This is a genomic window from Propionivibrio dicarboxylicus, assembly GCF_900099695.1.
GTDB classification, from domain to species: Bacteria; Pseudomonadota; Gammaproteobacteria; order Burkholderiales; family Rhodocyclaceae; genus Propionivibrio; species Propionivibrio dicarboxylicus.
This window is the reverse complement of sequence record NZ_FNCY01000028.1, coordinates 1-24,952: the sequence shown is the minus strand read 5'-3', so window position 1 is coordinate 24,952 and position 24,952 is coordinate 1. Positions and strand designations below refer to the sequence as shown.

General features: G+C 58.5%; 23 protein-coding genes. 16 read left to right on the top strand and 7 right to left on the bottom strand.

The genetic code is table 11. The annotated features are described in order from the left end of the window. Window positions 1-23: 23 nt before the first annotated feature. On the bottom strand, window positions 24-212 hold the full coding sequence (locus BLR25_RS22020) for a helix-turn-helix domain-containing protein (protein ID WP_425438702.1): 189 nt from the start codon (window positions 210-212) through the stop codon (window positions 24-26). A gap of 199 nt (window positions 213-411) precedes the next feature. Here BLR25_RS22020 and BLR25_RS20045 point away from each other — a divergent pair, with 199 nt between their 5' ends. The 3 genes from BLR25_RS20045 (at window position 412) to BLR25_RS20035 (ending at window position 2,305) form a co-directional block, all read left to right on the top strand. Then, window positions 412-747 carry a cupin domain-containing protein gene (locus BLR25_RS20045; RefSeq protein WP_176785999.1) on the top strand — a complete coding sequence of 112 codons (336 nt, stop codon included), beginning with the start codon at window positions 412-414 and terminating at the stop codon, window positions 745-747. A gap of 106 nt (window positions 748-853) precedes the next feature. Further along, window positions 854-1,606: a 5-deoxy-glucuronate isomerase gene (locus BLR25_RS20040; protein ID WP_091940467.1), complete on the top strand. Its 753-nt coding sequence runs from the start codon at window positions 854-856 to the stop codon at window positions 1,604-1,606. A gap of 3 nt (window positions 1,607-1,609) precedes the next feature. Next, a complete protein-coding gene (locus BLR25_RS20035; RefSeq protein WP_091940465.1) occupies window positions 1,610-2,305 on the top strand; it encodes a ribulose-phosphate 3-epimerase in 696 nt (231 codons plus the stop codon). A 32-nt stretch (window positions 2,306-2,337) separates the two neighbouring features. Here BLR25_RS20035 and BLR25_RS20030 read toward each other — a convergent pair whose 3' ends face one another. Both BLR25_RS20030 and BLR25_RS20025 read right to left on the bottom strand, forming a co-directional pair. Next, window positions 2,338-3,219, bottom strand: a complete 882-nt coding sequence (locus tag BLR25_RS20030; RefSeq protein ID WP_176785998.1) for a LysR family transcriptional regulator — start codon at window positions 3,217-3,219, stop codon at window positions 2,338-2,340. 191 nt (window positions 3,220-3,410) lie between these two features. Further along, complete coding sequence (locus BLR25_RS20025) at window positions 3,411-4,385, bottom strand: TRAP transporter substrate-binding protein (RefSeq protein WP_091940460.1); 975 nt, start codon at window positions 4,383-4,385, stop codon at window positions 3,411-3,413. A 383-nt stretch (window positions 4,386-4,768) separates the two neighbouring features. Here BLR25_RS20025 and ppc point away from each other — a divergent pair, with 383 nt between their 5' ends. From ppc to minE, 4 genes are all read left to right on the top strand, one after another. Continuing rightward, on the top strand, window positions 4,769-7,540 hold the full coding sequence (gene ppc, locus BLR25_RS20020) for a phosphoenolpyruvate carboxylase (protein ID WP_091940458.1): 2,772 nt from the start codon (window positions 4,769-4,771) through the stop codon (window positions 7,538-7,540). A 160-nt stretch (window positions 7,541-7,700) separates the two neighbouring features. Next, on the top strand, window positions 7,701-8,504 hold the full coding sequence (gene minC / locus BLR25_RS20015) for a septum site-determining protein MinC (protein WP_091940456.1): 804 nt from the start codon (window positions 7,701-7,703) through the stop codon (window positions 8,502-8,504). A 79-nt stretch (window positions 8,505-8,583) separates the two neighbouring features. After that, the gene (gene minD / locus BLR25_RS20010; RefSeq protein WP_091940454.1) at window positions 8,584-9,408 is read left to right on the top strand and encodes a septum site-determining protein MinD; all 825 of its coding nucleotides are present in this window, start codon (window positions 8,584-8,586) and stop codon (window positions 9,406-9,408) included. Window positions 9,409-9,410: 2 nt separating this feature from the next. Further along, window positions 9,411-9,677 carry a cell division topological specificity factor MinE gene (gene minE / locus BLR25_RS20005; protein ID WP_091940452.1) on the top strand — a complete coding sequence of 89 codons (267 nt, stop codon included), beginning with the start codon at window positions 9,411-9,413 and terminating at the stop codon, window positions 9,675-9,677. Window positions 9,678-9,859: 182 nt separating this feature from the next. Here the strand turns inward: minE and BLR25_RS20000 are convergent, their stop codons facing one another. After that, window positions 9,860-11,011, bottom strand: coding sequence for a GGDEF domain-containing protein (locus BLR25_RS20000; protein ID WP_176785997.1), 1,152 nt, complete (start codon window positions 11,009-11,011; stop codon window positions 9,860-9,862). Window positions 11,012-12,523: 1,512 nt separating this feature from the next. Continuing rightward, the gene (locus BLR25_RS21450) at window positions 12,524-12,673 is read right to left on the bottom strand and encodes a hypothetical protein (protein ID WP_176785996.1); all 150 of its coding nucleotides are present in this window, start codon (window positions 12,671-12,673) and stop codon (window positions 12,524-12,526) included. 536 nt (window positions 12,674-13,209) lie between these two features. On the opposite strand from BLR25_RS21450, the gene BLR25_RS19990 reads away from it, so the two are divergent. The 8 genes from BLR25_RS19990 to BLR25_RS19955 all read left to right on the top strand — a co-directional run bounded on the left by BLR25_RS19990 (window position 13,210) and on the right by BLR25_RS19955 (window position 20,784). Next, window positions 13,210-14,292 (top strand): Card1-like endonuclease domain-containing protein, encoded by a 1,083-nt coding sequence (locus tag BLR25_RS19990; protein ID WP_176785995.1) that lies wholly within the window; start codon window positions 13,210-13,212, stop codon window positions 14,290-14,292. A gap of 81 nt (window positions 14,293-14,373) precedes the next feature. After that, entirely contained in the window at window positions 14,374-15,402 is a 1,029-nt protein-coding gene (locus BLR25_RS19985; protein WP_091940444.1) for a hypothetical protein, read from the top strand. A gap of 67 nt (window positions 15,403-15,469) precedes the next feature. After that, entirely contained in the window at window positions 15,470-16,273 is an 804-nt protein-coding gene (locus tag BLR25_RS19980) for a hypothetical protein (RefSeq protein ID WP_091940442.1), read from the top strand. Next, window positions 16,270-17,322: a hypothetical protein gene (locus BLR25_RS19975; protein WP_091940440.1), complete on the top strand. Its 1,053-nt coding sequence runs from the start codon at window positions 16,270-16,272 to the stop codon at window positions 17,320-17,322. The genes BLR25_RS19980 and BLR25_RS19975 overlap by 4 nt, the downstream gene beginning before the upstream one ends. Then, window positions 17,301-18,140 carry a hypothetical protein gene (locus tag BLR25_RS19970; RefSeq protein ID WP_091940438.1) on the top strand — a complete coding sequence of 280 codons (840 nt, stop codon included), beginning with the start codon at window positions 17,301-17,303 and terminating at the stop codon, window positions 18,138-18,140. The genes BLR25_RS19975 and BLR25_RS19970 overlap by 22 nt, the downstream gene beginning before the upstream one ends. 317 nt (window positions 18,141-18,457) lie before the next feature. Continuing rightward, a complete protein-coding gene (locus BLR25_RS19965) occupies window positions 18,458-19,162 on the top strand; it encodes a tetratricopeptide repeat protein (protein ID WP_091940436.1) in 705 nt (234 codons plus the stop codon). Window positions 19,163-19,249: 87 nt separating this feature from the next. Continuing rightward, a complete protein-coding gene (locus BLR25_RS19960) occupies window positions 19,250-19,765 on the top strand; it encodes a hypothetical protein (protein WP_143009943.1) in 516 nt (171 codons plus the stop codon). A gap of 29 nt (window positions 19,766-19,794) precedes the next feature. Beyond that, window positions 19,795-20,784, top strand: coding sequence for a hypothetical protein (locus BLR25_RS19955; RefSeq protein WP_091940432.1), 990 nt, complete (start codon window positions 19,795-19,797; stop codon window positions 20,782-20,784). A 22-nt stretch (window positions 20,785-20,806) separates the two neighbouring features. Here BLR25_RS19955 and BLR25_RS19950 read toward each other — a convergent pair whose 3' ends face one another. Next, window positions 20,807-22,813 (bottom strand): PGDYG domain-containing protein, encoded by a 2,007-nt coding sequence (locus BLR25_RS19950; protein ID WP_218122829.1) that lies wholly within the window; start codon window positions 22,811-22,813, stop codon window positions 20,807-20,809. An 89-nt stretch (window positions 22,814-22,902) separates the two neighbouring features. Here BLR25_RS19950 and BLR25_RS22015 point away from each other — a divergent pair, with 89 nt between their 5' ends. Continuing rightward, the gene (locus tag BLR25_RS22015) at window positions 22,903-23,220 is read left to right on the top strand and encodes a DUF4062 domain-containing protein (protein WP_091940428.1); all 318 of its coding nucleotides are present in this window, start codon (window positions 22,903-22,905) and stop codon (window positions 23,218-23,220) included. A 223-nt stretch (window positions 23,221-23,443) separates the two neighbouring features. Here the strand turns inward: BLR25_RS22015 and BLR25_RS19940 are convergent. Further along, the coding region (locus tag BLR25_RS19940) for a tetratricopeptide repeat protein (RefSeq protein WP_143009942.1) at window positions 23,444-24,952 on the bottom strand (1,509 nt) is incomplete at its 5' end.

Here is a 24,952-nt window from a genome sequence, read left to right as displayed (position 1 = left end):
TGCGCCCCCTGGGCGGATGCGCATCACAACACCCTGGTAATGACGATATTGTTTTTTCGCATCCAGCGATAAATCGTCGGCCGCGACACGCCCATGGCACGTGCCGTTTCCTTGATGTTGTAACGGTTCTTCTGAAGCGCCTGGAGGCGTTCCAGAAGGGCTGGGCGTCGCCGGCCGCCCTCCCCGTGCGGTCGCCACTGATGCCGCCCCACTTGATACCTTGAGGGTATCGGCGATGCGACCAAATGGTATTTGATTCGAATGCCACGAAAATAAAAAATACCACTCACCACGGCACGAACGATTCACGGCGAGCCACGGATTCGCTCCCGGATGGCAGCGTAATAACCTGAAGCGCGTGAACCGCAAGTCGAAGCGACCGATCAAACCGCGATGAGTACTGGAAAAACAATGGCTGAAACCTACGTTGCGCATCCCGACGAGAGTGATCGCAAGGAATATCCGGGCGCGCTGAGCTTCCCGATCTTCAACGACCTCAACACCCCGATCTCGGCATGCTCGGCGATGCTCAACGTGTTTTTTGGGGAAGAGTACCCGACGCCGGGAGTGCACGACGACCACGAGGGTTTCTACGTCATCAGCGGCTACGGAAAAATGAAGGTCGACGATGCCGAATACGACCTGGCGCCGGGATGTGCGATGTATGCGCCCGCCGGCGTGCCGCATGCCATTCGAAAGATCGGGAAGGATAACCTGAGGGTGTTCATCTACCACTTCCCGAAATAGGCGGCGCCCCGGCAGGCCATTGCACGTAAGCAGCGCCAGACAGCAATTCCCCCGGCGACCAGCAACATCGATCACGCCAAAGACAGACAGAGGGTCGGATACGAAAATGCCCAAATATCATTTCAAGCCAGACGAGACGCTCGATCTTCTCAAACCTGCCGACATGGGACTCGTCCATACCAGTCTTCAGCGTGTCGAAATTTCCTCTTCCGCAGTCGTGCTCAACAGCGGCGCAGAGGAACTCTGCCTCGTCGTCATCGACGGAAACCTGTCCTATCACTGCCTGGACACCGCGGGAACGGCCGAACTCGGCGATATGCTGTACCTGCCGATCAATAGTGAAATAAGGCTTCAAGGCGGCCCTGCGGTCCTCATTCGCTACGGCGCGCCTTGCCAACGGCGTACCTCCTTCGCGCATATCCGCTTCAAGGATGTCGATGCCGATGACCGACACAAGACCTACGGCAAAACCGAACTCGGGACACGCCGCGAAGTCTGGAATTGCATCGACGAAAAGTTCGATTCGAGCCGTTTCCTGATGGGAATATGCTACGGCGCGCCCGGCGGATGGACGGCATGGCCGCCGCACGAGCACGGCGAAAAACGCGAGGAAGTTTACGTCTATTTCAACATGGACGATGGCTTCGGATTGCAATGCGTCTATGACGACATGCGTAAGGCCAACGTCGCCCTGGTACAGAACGGCCATGTCATTAGCATTCCGTCCGGGTATCACCCCAATGTCGGCTGCCCGAAAACGGGCATTCGCTACGTCTATTGCATGGTCAGCACAAGCGCCGAAGATCGAAATTTCATGGACCTGCACACGCAGGAAATCTATGGCAACAGACTGGAATAGCCAATGACTGCCCAACGAATCATCAACGCGCCATCGCTGGCGAACTGCGCCTTCACCGAACTCGGTGCGCAAGTCGAAGAACTCGTTCAGGGCGGCGCCGACTGGTTTCACATCGACATCATGGACGGACACTACGTCCCGAACCTGTGCTTCCCGGTAAGAATCGTCCGCGAACTGAAGGAGAAATACCCGCAGATGGTCACCGACGTCCATCTCATGGTGACCGATCCGATGAGCTATCTGCCGCTATTGAAGGACAACGGAGCCGACTGGGTCAGCTTTCACATGGACGCCACCCATTTCTCGCGCAGAATCCTGACGACGATTCGCGACATGGGAATGAAAGCCGGCGTCGTCATCAACCCGAGCCAGCCGATCTCGGTCATCGAACCGGTCATTCGCTTTGTCGATTATGTCGTCCTGATGACCGTCGAGCCCGGCTACGCGGGACAGCGATTCATGACGGACAGCCTGGAGCGCCTGGACGCGCTCATCGCCCTGCGCAAGGCGCATGACGTCGACTTTCTCGTCTCCATCGACGGCGGGGTGGACTATCCCAATGCCATCGAATGCGCACGCAAAGGCGCTGAAGTCTTCATCACCGGCGTATTCACCGTTTTTCGCCAGCCGGACAGCATCGCCGACGCCTGCGTGCGTTTCAGGCAAACGCTGGCGAGTGCCATCGCGGCTCGCGGCTAGGAGGCAAGACTGCATCGGCGCCGCCGAAGATTTCAGGCACCCGTCATGCGGTCGTATTCCCGAACCGTTTTCAACAAGGCATGCAACAGCGGCGAACTCTCATCGGAGCGATACGCACAATGAAGTTCGATGAGCGTTTCAGCGCCTTCTTCCAGCGGCCTGAAGACCACGTTGGGCAATTGCAGATTCTGCAGCGAAGCGGGAACGACCGCCGTTCCGAAGCCGCCCGCCACCATGACTGCGGCGGAAATCATGTCCTCGGACTTTTGCGCCACGATCGGCTCGAAACAATGCCGATCAAATAGCTGCTTGACCGCAACGCTCGGCACAACCTCGCCGATGATCGGCTCGCCGCGCAATTGGTCCATCCGGATGGAAGGAAGCTTCGACAGCGGATTCCGTTCGTTCAGGGCGACGCAGAGCGGTTCCGCGCAGACCAGTTCGATTTTCAGCCCTTTCGACTTTGGAATATAGCGCTCGAAGGCAATCATGATCTGGCCGCGATGCAGGGCGTCGATCTGGCGTCCCTTGTTGAGCGTGTGCAGCACCACTTTGACGCCGGGATAGCTCGCCGAAAACGAGTCGAGAATCTGCGGAATGACATTGAGCATGGCCGACCCATAGACGCCGGCATCGATCTGTCCCACCTGGCCCTTGCTCACATGCTTCGCATGCTCCTTGACCAGCTCGACGTGCGCCTTGATGTCTCGCGCATGGTCGAGCAGATACTCGCCGACCTGGGTCAGCTTCACGCCCCATTTCGTCCGGGTAAACAGCAGGACCCCGAGTTCCGACTCGAGCGCATGGATTTGACGGGTGAGCGGCGGCTGAGAGATGTGCAAACGGTCGGCGGCACGTCCGATGTGCTGCTCCTCGGCAACGGCGATAAAGTATTTCAATTGCCTAATGTCCATGACACCGATCTCTACCGATGATGATTCCATCCGCGCGAGTCAAGGCGCCGTTCGCCGGAAGGCTTGAAATCATGCCTGACACGGCCAGCACCGACTCGCAGACGACAGCCGAAGGCGTAGTCTAGGGGTTTCTGCAAGAAAAAGCCCGCGGATGTGGCATCACACCTGCGGGCATCTTGAGGAACTGTCTTCTATTTGGTGTCGACGATCTTTTGCACCAGAGCCTTCAGTTCCGGCGTCGGCGTGAATTTATCCCATACGGGTTTCATGGCACCGACGAATTCATTCTTGTTCACGTCGGTAACGAATTGCGTTCCCGCCTTCTGGACGATGGTCTTGGAGTCGAGTTCCTTGGCCGTCCACAACTTGGTGAAATACGGAACGGAGTCCTTCGCCGCCTTGCGAATGATGGCCTGGTCTTCCTTGGAAAGCGTATCCCACACCTTCTTCGAGAAAACGACCACATCGGGGGCCATGACATGCTGGGTTTCGCTGAAAATCGGTGCAGCCTCGTTGTGCTTCGATGTTTCATAGGACGGATAGTTATTCTCGGCCGCGTCGACCAAGCCTGTTTTCAGCGCCGTGTAGACTTCAGCATAGGGAATCGGCGTCGCCGTCGCCCCCATCGCACCGGCGATAGCCACCCAAAGCTCGGAGGGTTGAACGCGGATTTTCAGGCCTTTCGAATCAGCCAGGTTGCGGATCGGTCGCTTCGCATAGATCGAGCGCGCCCCCGCCTCATAGAAGCACAGACCGACGTAACCGGCCTTGTCGAAGGAGGCAAGAATCTCGTCGCCGACCGGCCCGTTCATGACTTTTCTGAAGTGGTCTATGTCACGAAAAAGGAAAGGGAAGGAAGGCACCAGCGACTCGGGAATGATGCCGTGGAATTCGGACGTCGACACCCGCGTCAGGTCGATTGCACCGATCTTGACCTGCTCGATGGCGTCTTTGCCCGAGCCGAGGGAGCTGTTGCCATAGACCTTGATGTTGTACTTGTTCTGGGTTGCCGCCGCAATCTGCTCGCCGATGAACTTCACGGCAAGCACGGTTGGATAATCCAGCGGCTGATTATCGGCTGCGCGAAAGTCTCGCGCCATGATCGCGCTACTGCTGAAAAGCAATGCGGCCAGCATCGACAGGCATGAAATTTTGTGTTGTTTCATTGCGACTCCCAGACGTTGATATGGTTATTTTGTTACCTAGAAAACGGCGCCGACGTACGACGAATGCCTATTCCTGGTTCGTTAATGGCATCCCGGCCTGATCGTCTGAATCGGGATTCAGTGGCCAACCAGGAAAGGAAGTCTTAACGCCCGTGTCTGTCTCATCACCGGCCTTGGAGAATGGCCGGCAAGCCAATCGGAAATCTCGGTGGCTTTAATTGTTGTCTTCCCACCCCGGCAAGACAAATACCATTTGGATGGTCTTTTGATACTGAAAAGGTATCAATGAAAATGGCAGCGGCGGTCCGGCATTCGATCTCCTGATCGCAGCGTTGAACTTTGGCGGCAGACCCGGATTCCAAGGGCTTTTATCGGTCAAAACCATGTCGCCCAACGACAAAGATCTCCCGCTCCGTGACGACATCCGTCTGCTCGGCCGACTGCTCGGCGATACCGTTCGCGACCAGGAGGGCGAGGATGTCTATGCCATCATCGAACGTGTTCGCCAGATCTCGGTGCAACTGAACCAGGAGCCGGTACGTGGGCTGGATCAGCTGGTCGCCTCGGGCGTCGAAACGCTCCTGAACGAATTGCCGCGCGACACGATGATCCAGGTCGTTCGTGCTTTCAGTTTCTTTCTGCATCTTGCCAACATCGCCGAGGACCAGCATCACATCCGTCGGCGGCGCGCGCACGACCGCATGGGCTCGGCACCGCAGATGGGCAGCCTCAAGCACGCCTTCGACCGCTTGCAGGAGGCGGGCGTGGCGGTCAAGGCGCTGCGCCAGTTCTTCGATGTCGCCCTGCTCTCGCCCGTGCTGACGGCGCATCCGACCGAGGTCTCGCGCAAATCGATCCTGCAGTGCCAGCACGAGATCGCCGGCTTGCTCGACCGACGCGACCGCCTGCAATTCACGCCCGAGGAACAGGAGGACAACGATCTCGCCTTGCGCCGTGCCGTCCTCAGACTCTGGCGGACCCGCATGGTGCGGCCCAACCGCCTGGCCGTCGTCGACGAAATCAAGAACGGGATCAGTTATTACGACGACACCTTCTTCGCCGAATTGCCGCGTCTCTACGGCCAGTTGCAGGACATGCTCAAGGCCTCCTTTCCCGGTGACGACTGGGAATTGCCATCCTTCTTCCGCGTCGGCAGCTGGATCGGCGGCGACCGCGACGGCAATCCCTTCGTCACCGCAGACATCCTGAAGACGGCCCTGCACCTGCAATCGACGGCCGCGCTCGATTTCTATCTCACGGAAGTCCATGCGCTGGGCGCCGAACTGCCGCTGTCGCGCCGGCTGCTTGAGGTTTCGCCTGAACTTCAGGCGCTCGCCGACGCGTCCCCGGACCAATCGCCGCACCGCGCCGACGAACCTTACCGGCGTGCACTGACCGGCATCTACGCGCGCCTGGAGGCGACCGCCAAGGCATTCGGCCACCACGATGCGCTACGCCATGCGGTCGGCGCCCTGGCGCCCTACGGCAACGCCGCCGAATTGCACGCCGACCTCGTCGTGCTTTCCGACTCCTTATGCCAACACGGTGCGGCGCTGATCGCCGGCGGCAGGCTGCGGCGCCTGGTGCGAGCGGTTCAGCTGTTCGGTTTCCATCTGGCGCCGATCGATTTGCGCCAGAATTCCGAAGTGCATGAACGCACGGTTGCCGAACTGCTCGCCCGCGCCGGCCGCGTGCCGGATTATCTGGCGCTCGCCGAGGACGAGCGCATCGCCTTGCTTGCCGAGGAGATCGCCAGCCCGCGCCCGCTCTACTCGCCGCATCTCGACTACGCCGACGAGACCCAGGGCGAGTTGTCGATTTTCTTCGCGGCGCGGGCACTACGCGCCCGCTACGGCAATACCGCCTTGCCGAATGTCATCATTTCGAAGACCGACGGCGTCTCGGACATCCTCGAAGTGGCTTTGCTGCTCAAGGAAGCCGGGCTGCTGATGCCGGCGTCTCCGGCCGGCGGTTCGCCGCAACTGGCGCTCAACATCATTCCGCTATTCGAAACGATCAAGGATCTGCGCAACGGCCCGGCAATCATGCAGCGCCTGTTCGCGTTGCCGGTCTATCGTGCCTTGCTGGCCTCCCGCGCCGACGAACAGGAGGTCATGCTCGGCTATTCGGACAGCAACAAGGACGGCGGCTTCCTCACCTCCGGCTGGGAGTTGTACAAGGTCGAGGTCGAACTGGCGCGGGTGTTCGATGCCGCGGGCATTCGACTGCGGCTCTTCCACGGCCGCGGCGGATCGGTCGGACGCGGTGGCGGACCCAGCTACCAGGCGATCCTCGCGCAGCCCGCCGGCGCCGTCTCCGGCCAGATCCGGATCACCGAACAAGGCGAAGTCATCTCGTCGAAGTATTCCAATCCGGAAGTCGGGCGCCGCAATCTGGAGATCATGATCGCCGCAACGCTCGAAGCGACCCTGCTCGACCTCGAACTCGAAACCGAACCCGAAGTATTCCGCGAGGTGCTCGAATCGCTCTCGCAGCGGGCCTTCCAGGCCTATCGCCGCCTGGTCTATGAAAGCAAGGACTTCACGCGCTATTTCCGCGAATCGACGCCGATCGCCGAAATATCCGGATTAAATATCGGCAGCCGGCCGACATCGCGCAAGCCGACCGAGCGCATCGAGGATTTGCGGGCCATCCCCTGGGTTTTCGGCTGGGCGCAATGCCGCTTGATGCTGCCCGGCTGGTACGGATTCGGCAGCGCCGTCGAGGGCTGGCTCAAGGACCATCCCGAGGGACTCGCCGTCTTGCGCCGCATGGCCGCGCGCTGGCCCTTCTTCCGCACCCTGCTCTCCAACATGGACATGGTCATGGCCAAGGCCGACATGACGATTGCGTCGCGCTACGCGCAACTGGTCAGCGACCCGGTACTGCGAAACGACATCTTCAGCCGCATCCGCGCCGAGTTCGAACGCACGCGGCATCATCTCCTGGCGATCACCGAGCGCGAGGAGTTGCTTGCCGACAATCCGCTGCTGCGACGGTCGATCCGCAACCGCTTCCCGTACATGGACCCGCTCAACCACCTGCAGGTGGAGTTGCTGCGCCGACACCGCGCCGGCGAGAGCGACGAGCGCCTGCGTCATGGCATCCACCTGACGATCAACGGGATCGCCGCCGGCTTGCGCAATAGCGGCTAAGCGCGCGGCACCGGCCGGTACCGGCTGGGCTTCGCTGGACTTCGCCGGGTTTCGGCGGCGACGCGCCGGCCGCCGGGACGGCCTCATTTTTGCGCCGGTCTGCGGTCTGCGCTAGACTTCGCCCCCTTTCGGACTAGCTTTTGGCTTCTGCAGCACTCTTATGGCACGTGCAAACAAGAAACGCTCCTTGATCGAGTTCAAGGGAACGACGCTCCCGGTGGTCAGCGTCACGCTGCACTCGTTGCAGCCGGCAGCGCTGACCAAAGCAGCCACCGAGCTGTTCGGTGATGACGCATTTTTCGACGGTGATGCCGCTGTCTTGGAACTGGACGCGATTGAGGACGGCGACGCCGACTGGGCGGCCTTGCGCGCCCTGTTCGGCACGCACGGACTGACTGTCATCGGTGTGCGGGGCGGCCCCGAAACCCTGCGCACGAGCGCCGCCACGGCGGGATTGCCGAGTTTCGCCGCGTTCAAGCGCGCCGCCCGCGCGAGCGAAGATGCGGTGCCGCCGGCCCCTGTTCATGCCGAGCCCGTTCAAGCGCCCCCCGTTCAGGCCGAACCGGCGCCGACGCCGGCACCGCCGCCCCCGATCGTCAAAACCGTGTCCGTGCCGACGCTGGTCATCGACCGTCCGCTTCGTTCCGGACAACAGGCCTACGCGCGCGGCGGCGACCTGGTCGTGCTGGCCGCCGTCAATGCCGGCGCCGAAGTCATCGCCGACGGCAGCATCCACATCTACGCGCCGCTGCGCGGACGTGCCCTGGCTGGCGCCAGCGGCTCGACCGAGGCACGCATCTTCACCACACGTTTCGAGCCCGAGCTGGTATCGATCGCCGGCGTCTACCGCACCTTCGAGGCCGGCGTGCCCGAACGGCTCGCCGGACGGCCGACGCAGATCCGCCTCGCCGGTGGCGCGGAAGGCGCTTCCAGCCTGGTTATCGAGGCGCTATCGACCGATTGACGGAGCCCCCGTCGGGCGGCGATTCGGAGAAATTCCCGGCAACAGGTAAAATTCTGCCCTTTTTCACGGAGAGACATCCTTGACTCGCATCGTTGTTGTTACTTCCGGCAAGGGTGGCGTCGGCAAAACCACCACCAGCGCCAGCTTTTCGTCCGGCCTCGCCTTGCGCGGCTTCAAGACGGCGGTGATCGACTTCGACGTCGGCCTGCGTAATCTCGACCTGATCATGGGCTGCGAGCGGCGGGTGGTCTATGACCTGATCAATGTGATCAATGGCGAAGCGACGCTGTCGCAGGCCCTGATCAAGGACAAGCATTGCGGCAACGACAACCTTTATGTGCTGCCGGCCTCGCAGACACGCGACAAGGATGCGCTGACCGAAGAAGGCGTCGAAAAGGTGCTCAAGGAGCTCGAGCACATGGGCTTCGACTACATCGTCTGCGACTCCCCGGCCGGCATCGAGCATGGCGCAATCATGGCGCTGACCTTCGCCGACGAAGCCCTGATCGTGACCAACCCGGAAGTCTCGTCCGTGCGTGACTCCGATCGCATTCTCGGCATCATCCAGGCCAAATCGCGGCGCGCCATCGCGGGCGGTGAACCGGTCAAGGAACATCTGCTGATTACCCGCTACTCGCCCAAGCGTGTCGAGGATGGCGAAATGCTTTCGTACAAGGACATCCACGAGATCCTGCGGGTCAAGATCATCGGTGTCGTGCCCGAATCGGAATTGGTGCTGCAGTCCTCGAACCAGGGGGCGCCGGCGATTCACCTGAAAGGCAGCGACGTTTCCGATGCCTATTTCGACATCGTCGATCGCTTCCTCGGCAAGGAAGACAAGCCCTTGCGCTTCGTCGACTATGAAAAACCCGGCCTGCTCAAGAGAATCTTTGGAGGGAAATAAGCATGTCACTGCTTTCCCTCATCTTCGGCAACAAACCCAAGACCGCGAGCGTCGCCAAGGAACGCCTGCAGCTGATCATTGCCCATGAACGCAACGGACAGACCAGCAAACAGGATTTCCTGCCCGAGCTGCAGAAGGAATTGATTGCCGTCATTTCCAAGTATGTCGCTGTCAATCCGGACGACATCAAGGTCGCCCTGGAAAAACAGGGCAATTTTGAAGTGCTGGAAGTCAATATCGTGCTGCCCGAAGCGGGCGGCCCGAACTGAACACGGCAAAGCGGCGGCCTGCCGGAGAATTTCCGGTATCCGGCATGCTGAACTAATAGGACAGACGCTTATTGCGTCTGTTTTTTCTTGTTTGGCGGGTTCGTCTGCAACGCGCCCCGGCCCTTCAACGGATCCTTTGCCGCCGAGAAGGAAGAGCGAACATCCGCGTCCTCCGGTCGACGCTAGGCCTCGACCCGATTCCGCCCGCGCTCTTTCGCCTGATAAAGCCTCTCGTCCGCCAGCGCCAGAAGGGCGTCGATATTTTCCGGATTGCCCGAACCGGCTTGAGCCACCGCCACCCCGAGACTGATCGTGTAGGCCGGCAGACTTTTCACGCGCTGCTTCGCTATTTCCTTACGAATCCGTTCAGCGACCTGCCTGGCTTCGGCCAATCCGGTATCTGGCAACAAGATGACGAACTCTTCGCCGCCGAAACGAGCCAGCACATCGGGGACGCGCAACATTTGCCCGGTCCGCTGGCAAAAATCCTTGATGACCTGATCTCCGACATGATGGCCGTGGGTGTCATTCACTTTCTTGAAGAAATCGATATCCATCGTAACGGCGGCCAGCGGCTGACGCGTGCGCTGGCTACGCGACCACTCCACCTTCGCCCGACCGGAAAATGCTCGCCGATTGAGCGCGCCGGTCATCGGATCGCGTGTCGCCATGAACTCGAGATCGACCCGAAGCCGTTCATTGGCGAGCAAGATAAAGCCGATCGACAGTCCCAGGACGCCAAGCGAGAAAAACCCCAGATAGAGTTGCTGGATCAGGCCCTGGTCGAATAGATCGTCCATCCGGTCGGTCACCGAAGGCAGCGTGGCGATACGGTAGACGGCGACGAGAAGGCCGAGCACGAAGAAGCTGCACAAGAAACGACTGCCGAAGCCCCTGGGCTGCGCTTGCCACGCCAGGTAGGCGCCGAAAGCGGAAAAGACGATATGCGCCAGGGCCATCAGGAACAATCGCCCCTGATAATGCTCGCTACCGTACGTCAGCCCGACGATGACGATGAGCAGCGCGCCGATAATATCCACGGCGGGGCGCCAGACGACCGGACGTCCGCAATAGCGCAGCAGGCCGACGATCACCCACAGCTGCCCGAACAGGAACAACGCACTCGCCGCCACCACCGTCAGCAGGCTCGGCAATATCCCACGCAGCGCACTGAATCCGGACGCAAACGCGATCAGCCCGACAGCCTTGGCCCAATCCCTCAAACCCTTGATTTCCTCGGGGAAGCTTCGCGCCTGGACCCAGAGCACCAGCGCGCACAGTACGCCGAGCAGATTGGTCACCAACAAGTAAGTCCGCGGATCGAAGAGTTCCATAGGAGGGGTCAAGTGAATAGGCATGACAGCGTATTGTTGCCCCGGGCTGAGCCGCCGACTCGACCGACGGAAACGCGCACGCTCCAGGCAGTTCAATCGGTAACCGGGAAGCACGGGAGAGCAATCCGGCACGTTCAGGAGTCAAGCAGGCGCCCCGTTGAATGCGCCCGGCTGGCGGCCAAGGTCCGAAGTTGGCCGATTGTACGCATTCGACATCTTGCCGAACAGTTGCCCAGGCAAAAAATCACCTGCTTTGCGGATACCGGGTTACGCAAGCGGCGGCGGGAACATCGCACGACGCTACAAATCGTTACTTAACCGCCTCGAATGCAACACAGACAAGAAAATCGGCGAGTCGTACACTTCAACTGTTGCTTCAGCATCCCCTGCTGACAATGTTTGACCCTCCCTGACTCATCGCAACGATGAGATTTATGTCCCGTGCCAGACTGGCGCGGGATTTTTTTTGGTTCATCGCGACTTCCCTGACGGCCAGGGCCATTTCCGATCCGTTGTGAGTGCGTATGCTCCATTCCCACCGGCCATTATGCTTGAATCCCGCCACCGATTATGCTGGCGACTCGCTGCCGATTAGCCATTGAGCACTAGCTCGTCAGGCAGCTACCGGCCATAAACGGATCTCATTCTTGTCATATGAGTAGTTGCTTTGATGGCCGCTACGCCCGAGATTTGGGCCTTAGCGCCGGTGTCCAACCCAATATCGGATGCCGGTTGTGGCGGCGCAGACAATGATCCACAGCCCAACCTGAAATTGGCGATAACTTCGTATTCTTTGTTTAGTCGGAAGGATGGCATCAAGACAGAGCGCATATACCGGCCCCAACAGTCATTTTCGGGCACGTGACTGGCTCGGCCCATTGTTGTGGCGCCTGCATGGTTTTCGCGCAGCCACGCGCGAAGACATGAGAAAATTCCGTCGTTTCCAGCCGGAGTTCAGACTCTCGCGACAACATAGACAGATGCCTCGAATTTAACTGGGAGACAGATAGTGAAAGATTTTTTGCGCGGCTTTATGAAAGGAGCCAGGGAAACGCCGAAAGCGTTTTTCGCGCCGGCGATTGCGGTGTGGCGTTTGCTAGTCATCGTCACGGACCGCCTGACGAGAAAGGCATAAACACACGGTCCCGTTCACGATCAGAACCAGAAGCGACAACTACGTGATCAAAAAAACAAACAGCCGACCAAGTGTCGGCTGTTCCCAATCTACTCGGCAAACTCCCACTGGGATAGGAGCTGACTATATGCGCTCCTTGAATTGAAGGACGCACTCCTGCCTGATTGCCCCCGATTTTAATCGCCAACTTTTGTCATATCAAGATCGGCGCGAACACTGTCATTGGTTCGAGACCATTCTCAACTCGAGATGAGTAATTGAATCGGCAAACCCGACGTTTACAGAAAGAACACGGAATTTCTTCAAGTTCTAACGCAAGAAATGCAATATTTCTCCCCGAAAAAACACGAAGCCCCCCTACAGAGAACGGCCACACGCTACCCGCGCTTGAGCGACAGCAAATCATGCACATTCACGCTCACGATAGCGAATGCCTCACCGGATTGCTCATCCTTAAATTCGACAATCACCGTATCCGGACTTCCATTCTCGACTACATAGCCTATCCGCCCTTCTTGTAGTTTCACCCTCCTATCGGTTTCCGGATGCAGACCCACCCGTTCCCGACGCAGCGCAACCTGAGATTCCAGAGGCGCCCAAGGCCCGCGCGCGCATCTGGCAGATAATTTCGCAAACGTCGAGCGTTTGTACTGAATCGTCTGTCATTCGGCACTTGCCATCCTTCATCGCGACAACCTCAATCAGCACCTTCCGGTTTTCGTTTAGCCCAAGACACGCCCTGATGGCATCGGTGGCCTCAATTTTCTCGTGTGCCATGATCAACCCCCGTGTCAGTTCAAATCGCCATCTTTGTCTGTAGCTTTGTATTGACACCTTCCGACAACATCATGCCAACCGACCTTGGGACCACGTCACGCCCCCATTTTTCGAAGCTAAAGAAACTGTTGGAAATACAGCACACATGCCAGTCACACCGCATCAAAAAGTCATTCCGGACGATGCTTTGTGGGCAATGGATTCGCTACAATTGTCGCCATTTTTGTGCCATTCCAATATCCCAATGCACTTGATATCGTTTGTTGACGACATTCGCCCAGAGATCGTGACACCGGCGCTCGACCCGCAGTTCAGGATCAGCCAGGTCACCCTGTTCTGCGAAGATGAGAAGCGTCGGGATGCAACCCATGTCGCCGAAGAAATCCGCCATGCGAAGCTTCCCGTCAATACGCTGCCAATTCGACCCGAATGGGATGTCCAGGCCGTGCACGAGCGCCTGAGCAGCGTCATATCCTTGTCGCCGGCCCCCTGCCTGATCAATCTCTCTGCAGCAACACCGCTACAGGCAGCCATCGCGCAGCAAGTTGCGCTCCGACACAATGTTGCCTCGTTCGTCATCCACCCGGAGGAAGACCGACTCCTCTGGCTCACGCCGCCGCCATCGGCGCAACCGGCCGAAGACGCCAGCATTGCCGATACGCTCGACCTGGAGCGCTACTTCGGCCTCTATGGCATCGAGCTGGTCGAATGCAAATATCGTCTTGGCAATCGCGACAGCAAACTCGAAAAACTGTCTTGCGAGCTGATGGACATCGCCATCCGTCAACCGGAAGCAATCCATACGCTCAATCGCCTGGGCGCCGGAATGGACAAGAACTTCGTCAGCCGTTTGCACATCCCCGTCGAACAGAAGGAACTCAAGGATTTCATCAGTCGCTGTGCGATTGCCTGCCGCACCAGCGACGACCGGATCGATTTCGGCGACGCCGAAACGCGCTTCTTCCTCTGCGGCGGCTGGCTTGAAGTCTGGTTGCTGTATCAGGTCGCGCAACTGCGGGACGAGTTCGACATCCACGACGCTGCCAGCGGCGTCAAGATCGTCTCCAACGAAACCGTCCGCAACGAATATGACCTCGCAATGCTGGTTAACAACCAGCTGTTCCTGGTCGAGTGCAAGACCGTCGTGCAGAAAGGCCAGGGAGGCGGCGTCGGCATGGACGTGCTGTTCAAGCTCGACAGCGTCTCGCAATTGGGCGGATTGCATGCGCACGCCATGCTTATTTCGCTCAGCGTCGCGACGGCCGATGAAGTCAGCCGGGCGACATTGCAGGGGTTGGCGCTGATCAACGGCAAGGAACTCCATAATATTCGCGAGCGACTCCGTCACTGGATCAGAGCCACCACCTAGACGACAGGCGATCTCGCAGGTCCCCTGATGAAGCCATAACTCGTAAAACAAAATTGCCTCGGAAGCATTGGCGATCAGAATATGAACATCTGCATACGTACCTTCTATGCCGTGCTCTGTCTGTGCATGCTGATGCTCGTTTCATCGTCTCATGCGACCCCGGCACGACAGGCGAAAGCGCCCCCTGCCAACTTCGTCTTCGCCGGACAGGAACTGGGTGTCTCGACCTATGCCCAAGGGAAGAAAAGCCTGGCCGCGCGGGGGAAGCCGAAGGACGCCGGCACCGATAGTGAGTCCGGTGCGAAGCTCCTCGGCGTCGAGGAATTGCGCATCGAGAAGTCAACGGCCTCGGCTGTTTTCGGTTACGGCGCAGATGAGCGCCTGGTGCTGATCGCCGTCAGAGGTCCGTCCGCGCCAGTCCGCAAGGTGTTTGACGCAGCGATTCGCGGCATCGACCCGAAGTCCGTGTCGAACAGCGTGTATTACAAGGGCAATGGCCAACTGAGCATTATCGGCGGTGCTGACAAGGACGCCACGCTGACGCTTCACTACATTACCAAGGAGCTTGCCAACGCCATCGCGCTCGCCAGGAAGCAGCGCGCCGAGAAGGAAGCGGCCGAGCGGAGTCGTTCCCAGTTGATCGGCACCGCCGCCGCGATCATCTGTGTGCTCGTCATGCTCGCGCTGCTGGCGATTTTCTTCGGCAAGAATGAAGAATCGGACAACGTCACGACTCGCGATGACAATGACACAAACCGGCCGCCGCTCAAGCGTCCGATCGCCAGTGCTCCTTCGTACGGCGCCGCGACGGCCGCCCTTGCGGTGACCGGCACTGCGGTGGCCTCGCATGCGTACAGCGCGTCTCAGGATGACGACGACACGTCCTTCCAGTATTCCGCACCGCTACCGCAAATCAATCCAGCCAACGGTTACCCGATGATTGCCGACACGAACATCGACGTTGGCGGAAATGCCTATGGAACATCCCAGTCCTACGATTCTGATGATTTCGACACGCATCCCAGTGTCAACCCGGCCAACGGCTATCCGATGATCGACAATAGCTGCTTCGATGTCGCCGGCAATACCTTCGGCACGTCGGACTATTGATGGAGCGACGCTGACGACGCCGTCCGGGAAACCGGCTCAATCCGGATTCAATATCTTGCACAAAGACATGACCTCCATTGAAGTGCAGCCACCTCTCAGACGATACGACGAACGCCTGACGGAGCTTTGGCGGCATCGTCAAACGCTCTCCCGCACCGAATGGGAGGAGTTGTATCGCTTGACGGTATGTATCCTTCGCTCGGCCAGTTTCAAGGAACTGATTCCGCTTGCCGACGAGAAAGACGATCTGATTCAGGGCTTCTTTACCCAAGTCGTCATGCAGCGGGCAATCAATGGCAGCACAGCGCCATGTCATCATGCCGGTGCATTGATCGCTTTCTTTCGCAACTACGTCACGGATGAACTTCGTGCGCGCAAGACGCGCCTTCACGAAATACCGGTATCCGAACTGACCGGTGGCAACGAAGACATCGATCCCGACGCATTTGTCGAGGCGTATGCGGACAAGGATAAATTGGACGAAGCCAGCGCCGATACGCCGGAGAAGGTCCTTCGCGAATTTCATCTGACAATTGAGGATGTGTTTGCCTCAGCGCTGACTTTCCTGAAACGGCAGGAGCAATGGGTTGACCTGTACCTGACGCATAATTTCTGCCCGGACGACGAAGAGTCGGAACCGTTGTGTCACCTGGCAAAACGGCATCGCATCGCCTCCTATCATCCGCGGGCAGCGCAGCTTGGCATTACGCGGAAAAAGAAGGATGTGCCCGCGACATATTCAGAGACAATGCTGGGCAACTGGCTCTCGTCGCTGACGGAAGGGCATTTCGATCCCGCGCACCTTGCACTGTACGCGGCAGCGCTGAAAGTCCTCTGCCTGGCCGTCGCTACCGAGGAGAACGCGGCATGACGCGCAACGTGTGGCCTTCCCTGGCGTCGATAGCACGGCAACTGCACGCCAGCGACGACGTTATCGACGACACGCCCTTCGTCGAATTGCTCCCGTTCGATGACATCGACCTTCCGCCGCATATTGCCGCACTGATCGAGCAACGTGTCGCCAGCCAACAACGTCCCCAAGGCAATGCGTTGCAGCCTGGGCAACTCGTTTCAGTACCGCCGTCTGCTTTTCCACCGGACAGGCGTCCGGCGGTTCCCGTCTTGTTGGCACTGGACAGGGAAGACTACCGGCACGGCACATGGCATGCATGGGTGGTGGCGGGAGAAGCCGATTATGCCGGATGGCATGATCTCGTCGTGCCGGCCGAAGAGGGCCTCGACCCCGCTGCGGCGATGATACAAGCATGGAATGCGATCGAACTCAGAATACCCGTCGAAGCCATCCCGATGGGGCGCTTGTCGATCGAAAGCCTTAGCGCCGCACGTCTTCTCGCTGCCGATGCCGTCGAGCGGTGCCCGGCAACCGCGTCGCCGAGGCCTGGGCACATCGCGTTGCGCCCGGTCGGAGACCACTGCTGGGCACTGACCGGGACGCCGGTCGCAGCGAAGGATCCGCGCACTGTCTATCGGGCGATGTATCGCAAGATGATTACGGCGCTCTCGCGTGAAGCACAAAGCGCGCGGCAGCAACCCTTGTTAGCCGGCTTGGTCGCTTCAATCGAACGCTTCGTGCATGAACTCGGGAAGTCGCTGGAGCCGGTCCGCTGGTTGCCCGACGCCATGGGCGACGAGAGCGAAATGCGCGCCTGGCGCATTGACGAACTCTTCGAAGTTGCATTGCTACCGGTCGCCGATAAGGCGGTGGAATTGCGTGTGCGGCTTCTCCGCAACGACACGGCCATGATTGCTCTCTATCAGCAGGATCTTTTGCTGGAAACCGAGAAACTCTCCGGTCCGGAGGATGAGGCTGCGCTTACCCTGACGGATGACGAAACGATGGCAGTGACCATCGCTATCGGCTATCACGCGCCGCTGATATGGCACATCAGACGTCGCTGAAATCCTTGCGGACACTGCACATCGATCGGGACGGCGAGCAAGCGATGCGCCTGAACGGGCGACGCGTTACCGTCAGCGAATTGCCCGATGGGGTCCTGCCTGCGTGGCTTGCCGACGAGATGCTCGAAATCGTCAGTAGCGGTGTCGGTGCGCGCATTCTTCTCGACGATTGCCTGCCACCCGAATGGCAAAAATTGAATTGGGAGCGCATGGCCTGTAACGGGAGCGAGCTCGGCAAACATGCTCAAATCATTCGCCGCTACGTCGCCGCTCCGTTATCGCTTCGTCATGGACGCAGCCTGCTGCTCGATCGCTGGCCAGACAACCGCTTCATCGCCTCGGTGCAACCGTTGATAGCCGCATCGCGTGTCGATGCCCGCCGCGGCGATACGGTCGATGACTGGCTCGCAGGCACGCCCGATCTTAGCGCTTACCGGGAATTGTTTATTGTCGCGCACGGTGCTGCCGCCCCCTCGACCTTGCTCACCGAAACCGGGACGCCATGGGGATGGGAGCCTCCGGAAAAATTGCCGGCCTTGGTCTGGCTCCTGGCCTGTGAGGCACTGGCCGGGGGGCTCGACGGATTGGTCGACGCCTGTCTCTCGAGAGGTGCGTGCTGCGTCGTATCCGCCAGCGGCCCTCTGTCTGCCGCCCACATGGCGCCGCTGATGGCGCACTGGCTCGGCGCGGCGCCGACTTCGCTGGCGGATTGGCTTTTCGGCCAGCAGCAACAGGATTCGCATCTCGGCTGCGCCGATGCGCTCGTCATCCACGGATGTCTGCCGGGCGACGGCGTTCCGAGCGTCTTTCCCGTCTGAGATTTCGTCATCGCGCTGCCATGGACTGGCGCGGCCGTCCGATGCCAGCCCTATAGTGTCGGGTCCCGCTCGGCATGGCTGAATCGGAGAAAACCATACCGTACCCACGTCGAAGGAAGTGCCAGCGGAATCCGCGTAACTGCAAGATCGCCGAGCCCCTTGCCATACGTAGGCCAGCGAGCTGCAAGCGCACGCAGAAAAAATTTATCGATTCTGTTGAAAAATGACGCGGCTCTCCCCGTTGTGTCCTTATTGCCCGACAAAACAAAGAAGCACCACCCGGGCATTTTCATCACAACAACAGAGGAGAACTATTAATGCTGGTCGACTTTCTGAAGAACCGCACGTGCATGTCTTTGTCGATTTTCATGTTCATTAGCGCCGCCATCGGTATCTGGACGATCGTGCATGCATCGGCTTGCCGAATCATTCCCGGCGAATACGGCATCTCAGCACCGGAAAACCGCGGCTCGGAAAACATCCGGCGACTCGCCATGATCGTCACCGGTGACAACAGCATACCGAACGCCCTGCCGCAGGAATTGGCAAGCGACATTGAAAGGAGCAGCGCGCGATTTTCCGAGGCCTTCGCCTGGTACAAGGCAGCGACGGATCGTGGCAATGTGCTCGCCACCAACAATCTCGGCATCTGCTATCAGGAAGGATTGGGCGTAGACCGTGACTATACCGAGGCGTTGCGCTTATACCGTGTCGCCAACGAGCATGGCAGCGCGCTGGCCGCTGGAAATATCGGCGTGATGTATCGCGACGGACTGGGCGTCGCCCGCGACTATGCCGAAGCAATGCGCTGGTTCCGTGCGGCGGCGGAGCGTGGCAGCGCTTCGGCGGCCAACAATCTCGGCTTGATATTCCGTGATGGGCTTGGCGTTCGCAAGGACCTTTCGGAAGCCGATCACTGGTTCCGTATCGCTCGTGATCGCGGCAACCGGGAAGCTTTCCGGAACATGCTCCTGGGCTACGCCGAGATGTTTGCGCTGGCCGAAAACTGGCCAAATCGCTGAGACTTCTGCGGCCAGGGCGCCATGCGCTCTGGCCACAATTATCGCGCTCATGATGATCCGGAAACGCCAATCAACTCAACGAATATCATGCTGATAGACTACCTTGCGTATCGCCTCGACCACTTCTCGTCCATCGCGCTGATACTGGCCTGGGAATATCTGGTCCGTCGCCTGCGCCGTTCGCACAGCCGTTTGGCGTGGTTCGCTGCGATCGGTACCGTCGCGCACGAGACCTTGCACGCCGGTATCGGCTATGTGCTCGGTGCGCAGCCCGAATCAATGCGAATACAGCCGCATCAGAACATTCTGGGTTATGTGCGTTTTGCCCGTCTGAGCAAGTGGAATGCTGCACCGGTGGCGCTTGCGCCGCTCCTGCTCATGGCCGCCGGCGTCTGGTGTTTTCTGCATCTGATGCTGCCGGCGTTTTCCGGCGGCGCGTATCTGCGCTGGGCGCTGGTCGGTTGGCTGAGCGCGATCTGCATATTTTCCGGTTTGCCATCGACCTCCGATTTTCGCATTGCCGCCTGGTCTATCCGACCGTACTGCCTCGCTGCACTCGTGCTGGCCGCGCCGACACTGTTGTTCTGGGCGCCCGTGCCGTAGCGATACATCTGATCTCACTATTTCGAGTCATGCTGACGATCGTTCCCCCTAAGCAATCCATTCCCGCGTCGGAGATCGGCAGGCGTTCTGCACGACGCCTCCCGACGATTACAGTCCTTACCAACCTGTCGCCCGAGGCGCAGGCTGACTTTGTGCGCGCTGCCCACGATGCGATCATGGCCGTCCAGGTACCGCGTCTCGGCATGCCTGTGCGAGACGCGCTGTTGGCGTTCCCGATGCTAAACGAATCCGCCAAGTATCCGCATGCCTTCTGGTTGCGTTGCCTCGGTATCCGCTTCATGCCGGATCGCTATACGCTGATTCGCCAAATCATGGGGCAATATCCCAAACCGGCCGGCGCGGACGAGAACTGGAGGATTGATCTTTATGAACTTGCCGAAGCCCAGGCGCAACAGGAGTGCGAGCAGGCAGAGAGAAATCAGCGTATCCGTATCGTTGGCCTTTCTTCCCATCCCTTGGCCTATATGCGATGGACCGGGCGTCACGGTCGTTGCGCCGATCCGGTGCTCAAGCCCTTGGTCGATTATGCCGACGTCTACAACGAGTTACCGCTGTACGCGCCGGGCGCCGAGCATCAGCTCAGTCTGGCCAGAGTACTCGCTGATTACCAGCCGCTGCGGGCGAACGAGCGTCAGCGACTGCGTGACATCCGGACTGCTCGGCCCTACGACCCTGAGAAAATGGATCCGGCAGCCCTCAATGCGGCGCGTGCCAGCGCTCATAATTTAATCTTGCAGCATCGGGACTATGGGGGACGAACAATCCGGGATCTGTTGCGCATGGCATGCGCAGACGAGAATTCCGACGAAAGCTGTCGTTATGCCAGACACCTCTACGAACGTTACGGAATTCAGGTCGTCACCGGTGAAGCCCCTGCCGCCTGCGTGACACGCCCTTCGCGGCTTTACTACGCCATCGGGGGGCAAGTAGGCCGCTTTACCAGGATCATTGGCGACAATACGCAGGCAGCAGAGAACGCATTCGGGCTATATCTTTGATAGCGGTGAAATTGACGGCGAATCACCCTCCGATCGCGGCTTCAATCGGTCGGCTACGATGCAGCGCATGCCAGGCAGCCAGATCCTTCAGGAAAAAATCCGCAGCAGAGCGGATCATTACCGGATCGTTTCCCTGGCTGGCATCTAACAGAACATCACGAACCAGTTCGCCACGCTGAACTTCCTGTTCCCAGGCAAATGTATCAATCACCTTGCGCATTGCTCCCCAAACAGCAATTCCTGTTAACTGGAGAAACAGCACCCAGTGAATGGGCATGGAATGCGAATCGGTGAAAAACTTGTAGAGAACAGAGAAGAAAAGTGCTATCAAAGCCAGCGCGAACAACAAAAAAGCCCAACGCCCCACGCAAGAAATGAGTGCGATGGCCGACTCTCTGCGGTCGATGAGATTGACCCGATGATAGTCCAGCTGATCATCAATAAAGCATGTCTTGGCGCCGGCGATACGCGCTGCCTCGTTGTTTGACACACTCATCGTCGGCTGAGCATGAAATATCGAGCGCAAGGCCAATTTCACCCAACCGGATGCTGTCGGTTCCGCACGGGGCAAATCACGAGCGACGCAAGCAGTCTGGCCGAGAAGAGAACGAACGTAGAGCACACGCAACGACTCAGCAAGCAAGCGATAATCCTGATGGCGCGCTTCCCATTTCTGGATCTTGGCTTCGGCGTATTTTTTCCAAGCAACGGCTAGGGAAGAAAAATAGATTGCAGCCGATACCAACTCAAACCAGGGCTCCCAGTGTTTGCTGGCGCAACCAAGAAATGCAAAGTAGTCATCCGCTTTACAGCCTCCTGAGAATTCTGAAAAGGCTGCCAGGCTTAGGGCCGCCCAAACTCCGAAGGACACCAACGTTCGGCGGAGAAACAGATATTTCGCAACACCGATGATCGCACAACACACTCCCTTCGCTTCCACATCAGCGATCTCTTTGGTCGTTGCCAAAACCAGACGTTGCCATTTGCTTTGGTAATCGGTGGCGAAATAATCGGCCACGGCCCCGATACCTTGAATGCGGGCCAACCCAACCGGTTCAAGTTCGGCGTCGCGTTTGTTAAGAAAGTACTCGTTGATAGTCGGTTTTGAATCGCTTGCCAGATCGGAATTGAAACGATCCACCTCGACAAGTTGCTCCGCGACAATTGCCACCAGCGAGTCGTGCCCACTATTCGTTTTACATAACCCAGAGAAGAAGTTACGCACCCGCGAAAAGAAATAGCTACCGACCCCCATCCCATTTGCTTTTTGAATCCGCGCCAGAGCGTCTTTGAAAACGGATGGTTCCATGAAACATTGAGCCGGAAGTTCAATGACCTTGAGTAGCCCGAGCGGTTTCTGATGTGGCTTACTCACAATGCGAAACCACACAGGAATCTCCGATTGCGACGAGGTGCGCTCGTCAAGCACAGCGATGCTGGTTTTCGGGAAAGAGTCGGATAGCACCCTAAGTGCTTCCGAAGCCTTTTCACGTTCCGTCGGCGAGAGATCCTTGGCCAATGCCACATACACCGGCACCGAGTCGAGTTCATAGGACTTGAGGAAAACGTCTCGGTTCACAATTGCCATGTCATCGGAACCATACCAAACACACCAATCACCTTCGGCGCCGTGCAAAACCCCACGATTCCCGGAAAGTTCGATATCGAGAGGCGCCACGAGTTGAATGGCTTGGACCCGCAATATTTTCTTCCGGTATCTCCCGTCGCTCCCCAACGCTTGTCCTTCAACGGGTACGTATTTTTCCTGAAAGTTCAGTGCCGGCACCGGCCAACGCTCTCCCTGCACACCTGTCACGATCGCGTCCCCAACCTCACACCGAACAGGCCCCTCAAGCGTAGCGACGGTTTGTGTTTGCCGAGCGAATTCCACGTTCACTTCAAGCCCTCGCGTACGATATGTCACTCGCTTGCTCGCTAGCGTATCAATCCCCACATACTCCCGGCTCATTTTTTCTCTCTCAAAAACAGTAACGAAAAAGTTATGGGATTCTGCCTCAACTTTCTGCAAAAAAGCCTCTTGGGCGGTCAAAAATGGATATTTTTGATATCAACCGTCCAGTGTATGACGATAGTATTTATAGCAAAGTTTTCTGAGGCATCTGTCGCAGGAAATTCACCCGGACGATACGTATCTTCGTTTCATCGACGTTCAACGATTTTCTCGCAGAGAGGGAAGCCCTCCATCGAGAGGTTTTCCGCGGGTTAAAGCAGCATTGCGAGAGTGCCGGCTTTGAGTTCCAGGCTGTCGATTTACGTTGGGGCATCAGTAAAGAGGCTGCACGTCAACACAGGACGATCGATATTTGTCTGGAAGAAATTCGACGCTGTCAGCGATTGCCCCCAAAGCCCAATTTCATCGTGTTGCTCGGTGATCGGTTTGGATGGCAACCCATTCCGGCACGGATAGCAGTTTGACCGAAATCCTGCGGCAGCCCATCACAACATACGACAATGGTATATGGCATTGGCCGAACGCATTCGCGGCGTGGGTGCGCAGAATCTTCTCTCCCACGGGGCGTGTCCGATTTATTGTCGAGCTGCCCGATAGAGTTTCGCGATTCTGTTTTAAAGAAAGTAGGGATGCATGGCAAATGCCATGCATCCCTATTGCACGAAAAAGTTACCCTGAAGCGTAACGCTACTTATGGCGCCCCCTTGATCCAGAGGGTTTACCACCTCGTTGCCGCTTCAGTTTCGGTTTATTCTGCTTCAACAGGTGTTTCAGGCTTGCCAACGTAAGCGGAAGCCCTGCACCAAGCCCTACTCCACGAATTTTCTCAGCACGGGCAATAAGCCGCCGGGCACCTGATAGGTCGCCTTGTTTCTGAAGCAGAACCGCCAGATTATCCAGGCTCGTCAATGTATCAGGATGCTCAGCGCCCAGACTTTTTTCATGAACAGCCAGCGCTCGATCCAGGAGCGGCCGCGCCCCAGACAAATCACCGTGCGCCAGAAGCAGCCAGGCCAGATTGCTGAGGCTTTTCGCTGTATCGGGATGCTCGGCGCCAAGCACTTTTTCACGGATTGCCAGGGCGCGTTCATAGAACGGCCGGGCGCCCGACAGATCGCCTTGCGCCTGAAGCAACATCGCCATATTGTTCAGACTCGTCGCCATGTCGGGATGCTCGGCGCCAAACATTTTTTCACGGATCGCCAGCGCACGCTCATGAAGCCGTCGAGCGCCCGACAGGTCACCTTGATCCTGAAGCAGCATCGCCAGATTATTGAGGCTAATCGCCGTCTCCGGATGCTCGCTGCCAAGCACTTTTTCGCGGATCGCCAGCGCGCGCTCACAGAGCGCCTGAGCCCCGGAGAAGTCCCTTTGCCCGTGAAGCAGCGCCGCCAAATTGGCTAAGCTCCTCGCCGTATTAGGATGCTCGACGCCATAGTATCTTTCATTTATCGCCAGCGCACGTTCAAGGAACGACCGGGCGCCCGACAGTTCACCTTGATCCTTAAGCAGCAAGGCTAGATTATTGACGATCAGCGCTGTCTCGGGATGCTCGGCTCCAAGCACTTTTTCATAAATCGCCAGCGCACGTTCCAAGAACGGCCGGGCAGTAGACAGTTCTCCTTGATCCTTAAGCAGCATCGCCAAATTATTGAGGGTCGTCACCGTCTTGAGATGCTCGGCACCAAACCAGCGCTCGTCGCTCCGAAGCCCCCACCGCAACCAAGTCGTTGCTGCTGGCCAGCATACTTTTTCTTGCAGATTGTCTGCGATGTGACCGGCCGCTTCACGCATTCTCTCCCACGCGAAGCGGTCGATCCCCAAGGCGAGTTCCTGCTCTTCAGACAGTGCCAATAGGTGGTAGGGCAACTCGGTGACGGCGTACTCTGTGAGCGTCTCCGGCGCGTCTTGTTTCGCGACGAACTCTTGCCACAGCAGCCGTCCCAGCGTTTCATGCCCGGCCACGGGGTCGATGTAGTATTGACCGGCCGCGTCCGGGTTGGTCAGCCAGTCGCGCAGGCTCTTGTGGAAGGGGCGAATCGTTTGTTCTTCGCCGGTGCCTGTTTTCGGGAAGAGGCTGCCCAATGGAAGCAGTACCTGACTAACGAAGTCTTCGGTTTCCGCGCCGGGCTGGCTAACCTTGAAGGCTTGCCGGGCCAGTGCCACAGGCAAGGGCCGCCGGCTGGCCATGACCAG

Excerpts from the sequence above, each read along its gene's own strand:
- BLR25_RS20045 (WP_176785999.1), top strand. The coding sequence starts at position 412 with ATGGCTGAAACCTACGTTGCGCATCCCGACGAGAGTGATCGCAAGGAA.
- BLR25_RS20040 (WP_091940467.1), top strand. The coding sequence starts at position 854 with ATGCCCAAATATCATTTCAAGCCAGACGAGACGCTCGATCTTCTCAAA.
- BLR25_RS20035 (WP_091940465.1), top strand. The coding sequence starts at position 1,610 with ATGACTGCCCAACGAATCATCAACGCGCCATCGCTGGCGAACTGCGCC.
- BLR25_RS20030 (WP_176785998.1), bottom strand. The coding sequence starts at position 3,219 with ATGGACATTAGGCAATTGAAATACTTTATCGCCGTTGCCGAGGAGCAG.
- BLR25_RS20025 (WP_091940460.1), bottom strand. The coding sequence starts at position 4,385 with ATGAAACAACACAAAATTTCATGCCTGTCGATGCTGGCCGCATTGCTT.
- ppc (WP_091940458.1), top strand. The coding sequence starts at position 4,769 with ATGTCGCCCAACGACAAAGATCTCCCGCTCCGTGACGACATCCGTCTG.
- minC (WP_091940456.1), top strand. The coding sequence starts at position 7,701 with ATGGCACGTGCAAACAAGAAACGCTCCTTGATCGAGTTCAAGGGAACG.
- minE (WP_091940452.1), top strand. The coding sequence starts at position 9,411 with ATGTCACTGCTTTCCCTCATCTTCGGCAACAAACCCAAGACCGCGAGC.
- BLR25_RS20000 (WP_176785997.1), bottom strand. The coding sequence starts at position 11,011 with ATGGAACTCTTCGATCCGCGGACTTACTTGTTGGTGACCAATCTGCTC.
- BLR25_RS19985 (WP_091940444.1), top strand. The coding sequence starts at position 14,374 with ATGAACATCTGCATACGTACCTTCTATGCCGTGCTCTGTCTGTGCATG.
- BLR25_RS19980 (WP_091940442.1), top strand. The coding sequence starts at position 15,470 with ATGACCTCCATTGAAGTGCAGCCACCTCTCAGACGATACGACGAACGC.
- BLR25_RS19975 (WP_091940440.1), top strand. The coding sequence starts at position 16,270 with ATGACGCGCAACGTGTGGCCTTCCCTGGCGTCGATAGCACGGCAACTG.
- BLR25_RS19970 (WP_091940438.1), top strand. The coding sequence starts at position 17,301 with ATGGCACATCAGACGTCGCTGAAATCCTTGCGGACACTGCACATCGAT.
- BLR25_RS19965 (WP_091940436.1), top strand. The coding sequence starts at position 18,458 with ATGCTGGTCGACTTTCTGAAGAACCGCACGTGCATGTCTTTGTCGATT.
- BLR25_RS19960 (WP_143009943.1), top strand. The coding sequence starts at position 19,250 with ATGCTGATAGACTACCTTGCGTATCGCCTCGACCACTTCTCGTCCATC.
- BLR25_RS19955 (WP_091940432.1), top strand. The coding sequence starts at position 19,795 with ATGCTGACGATCGTTCCCCCTAAGCAATCCATTCCCGCGTCGGAGATC.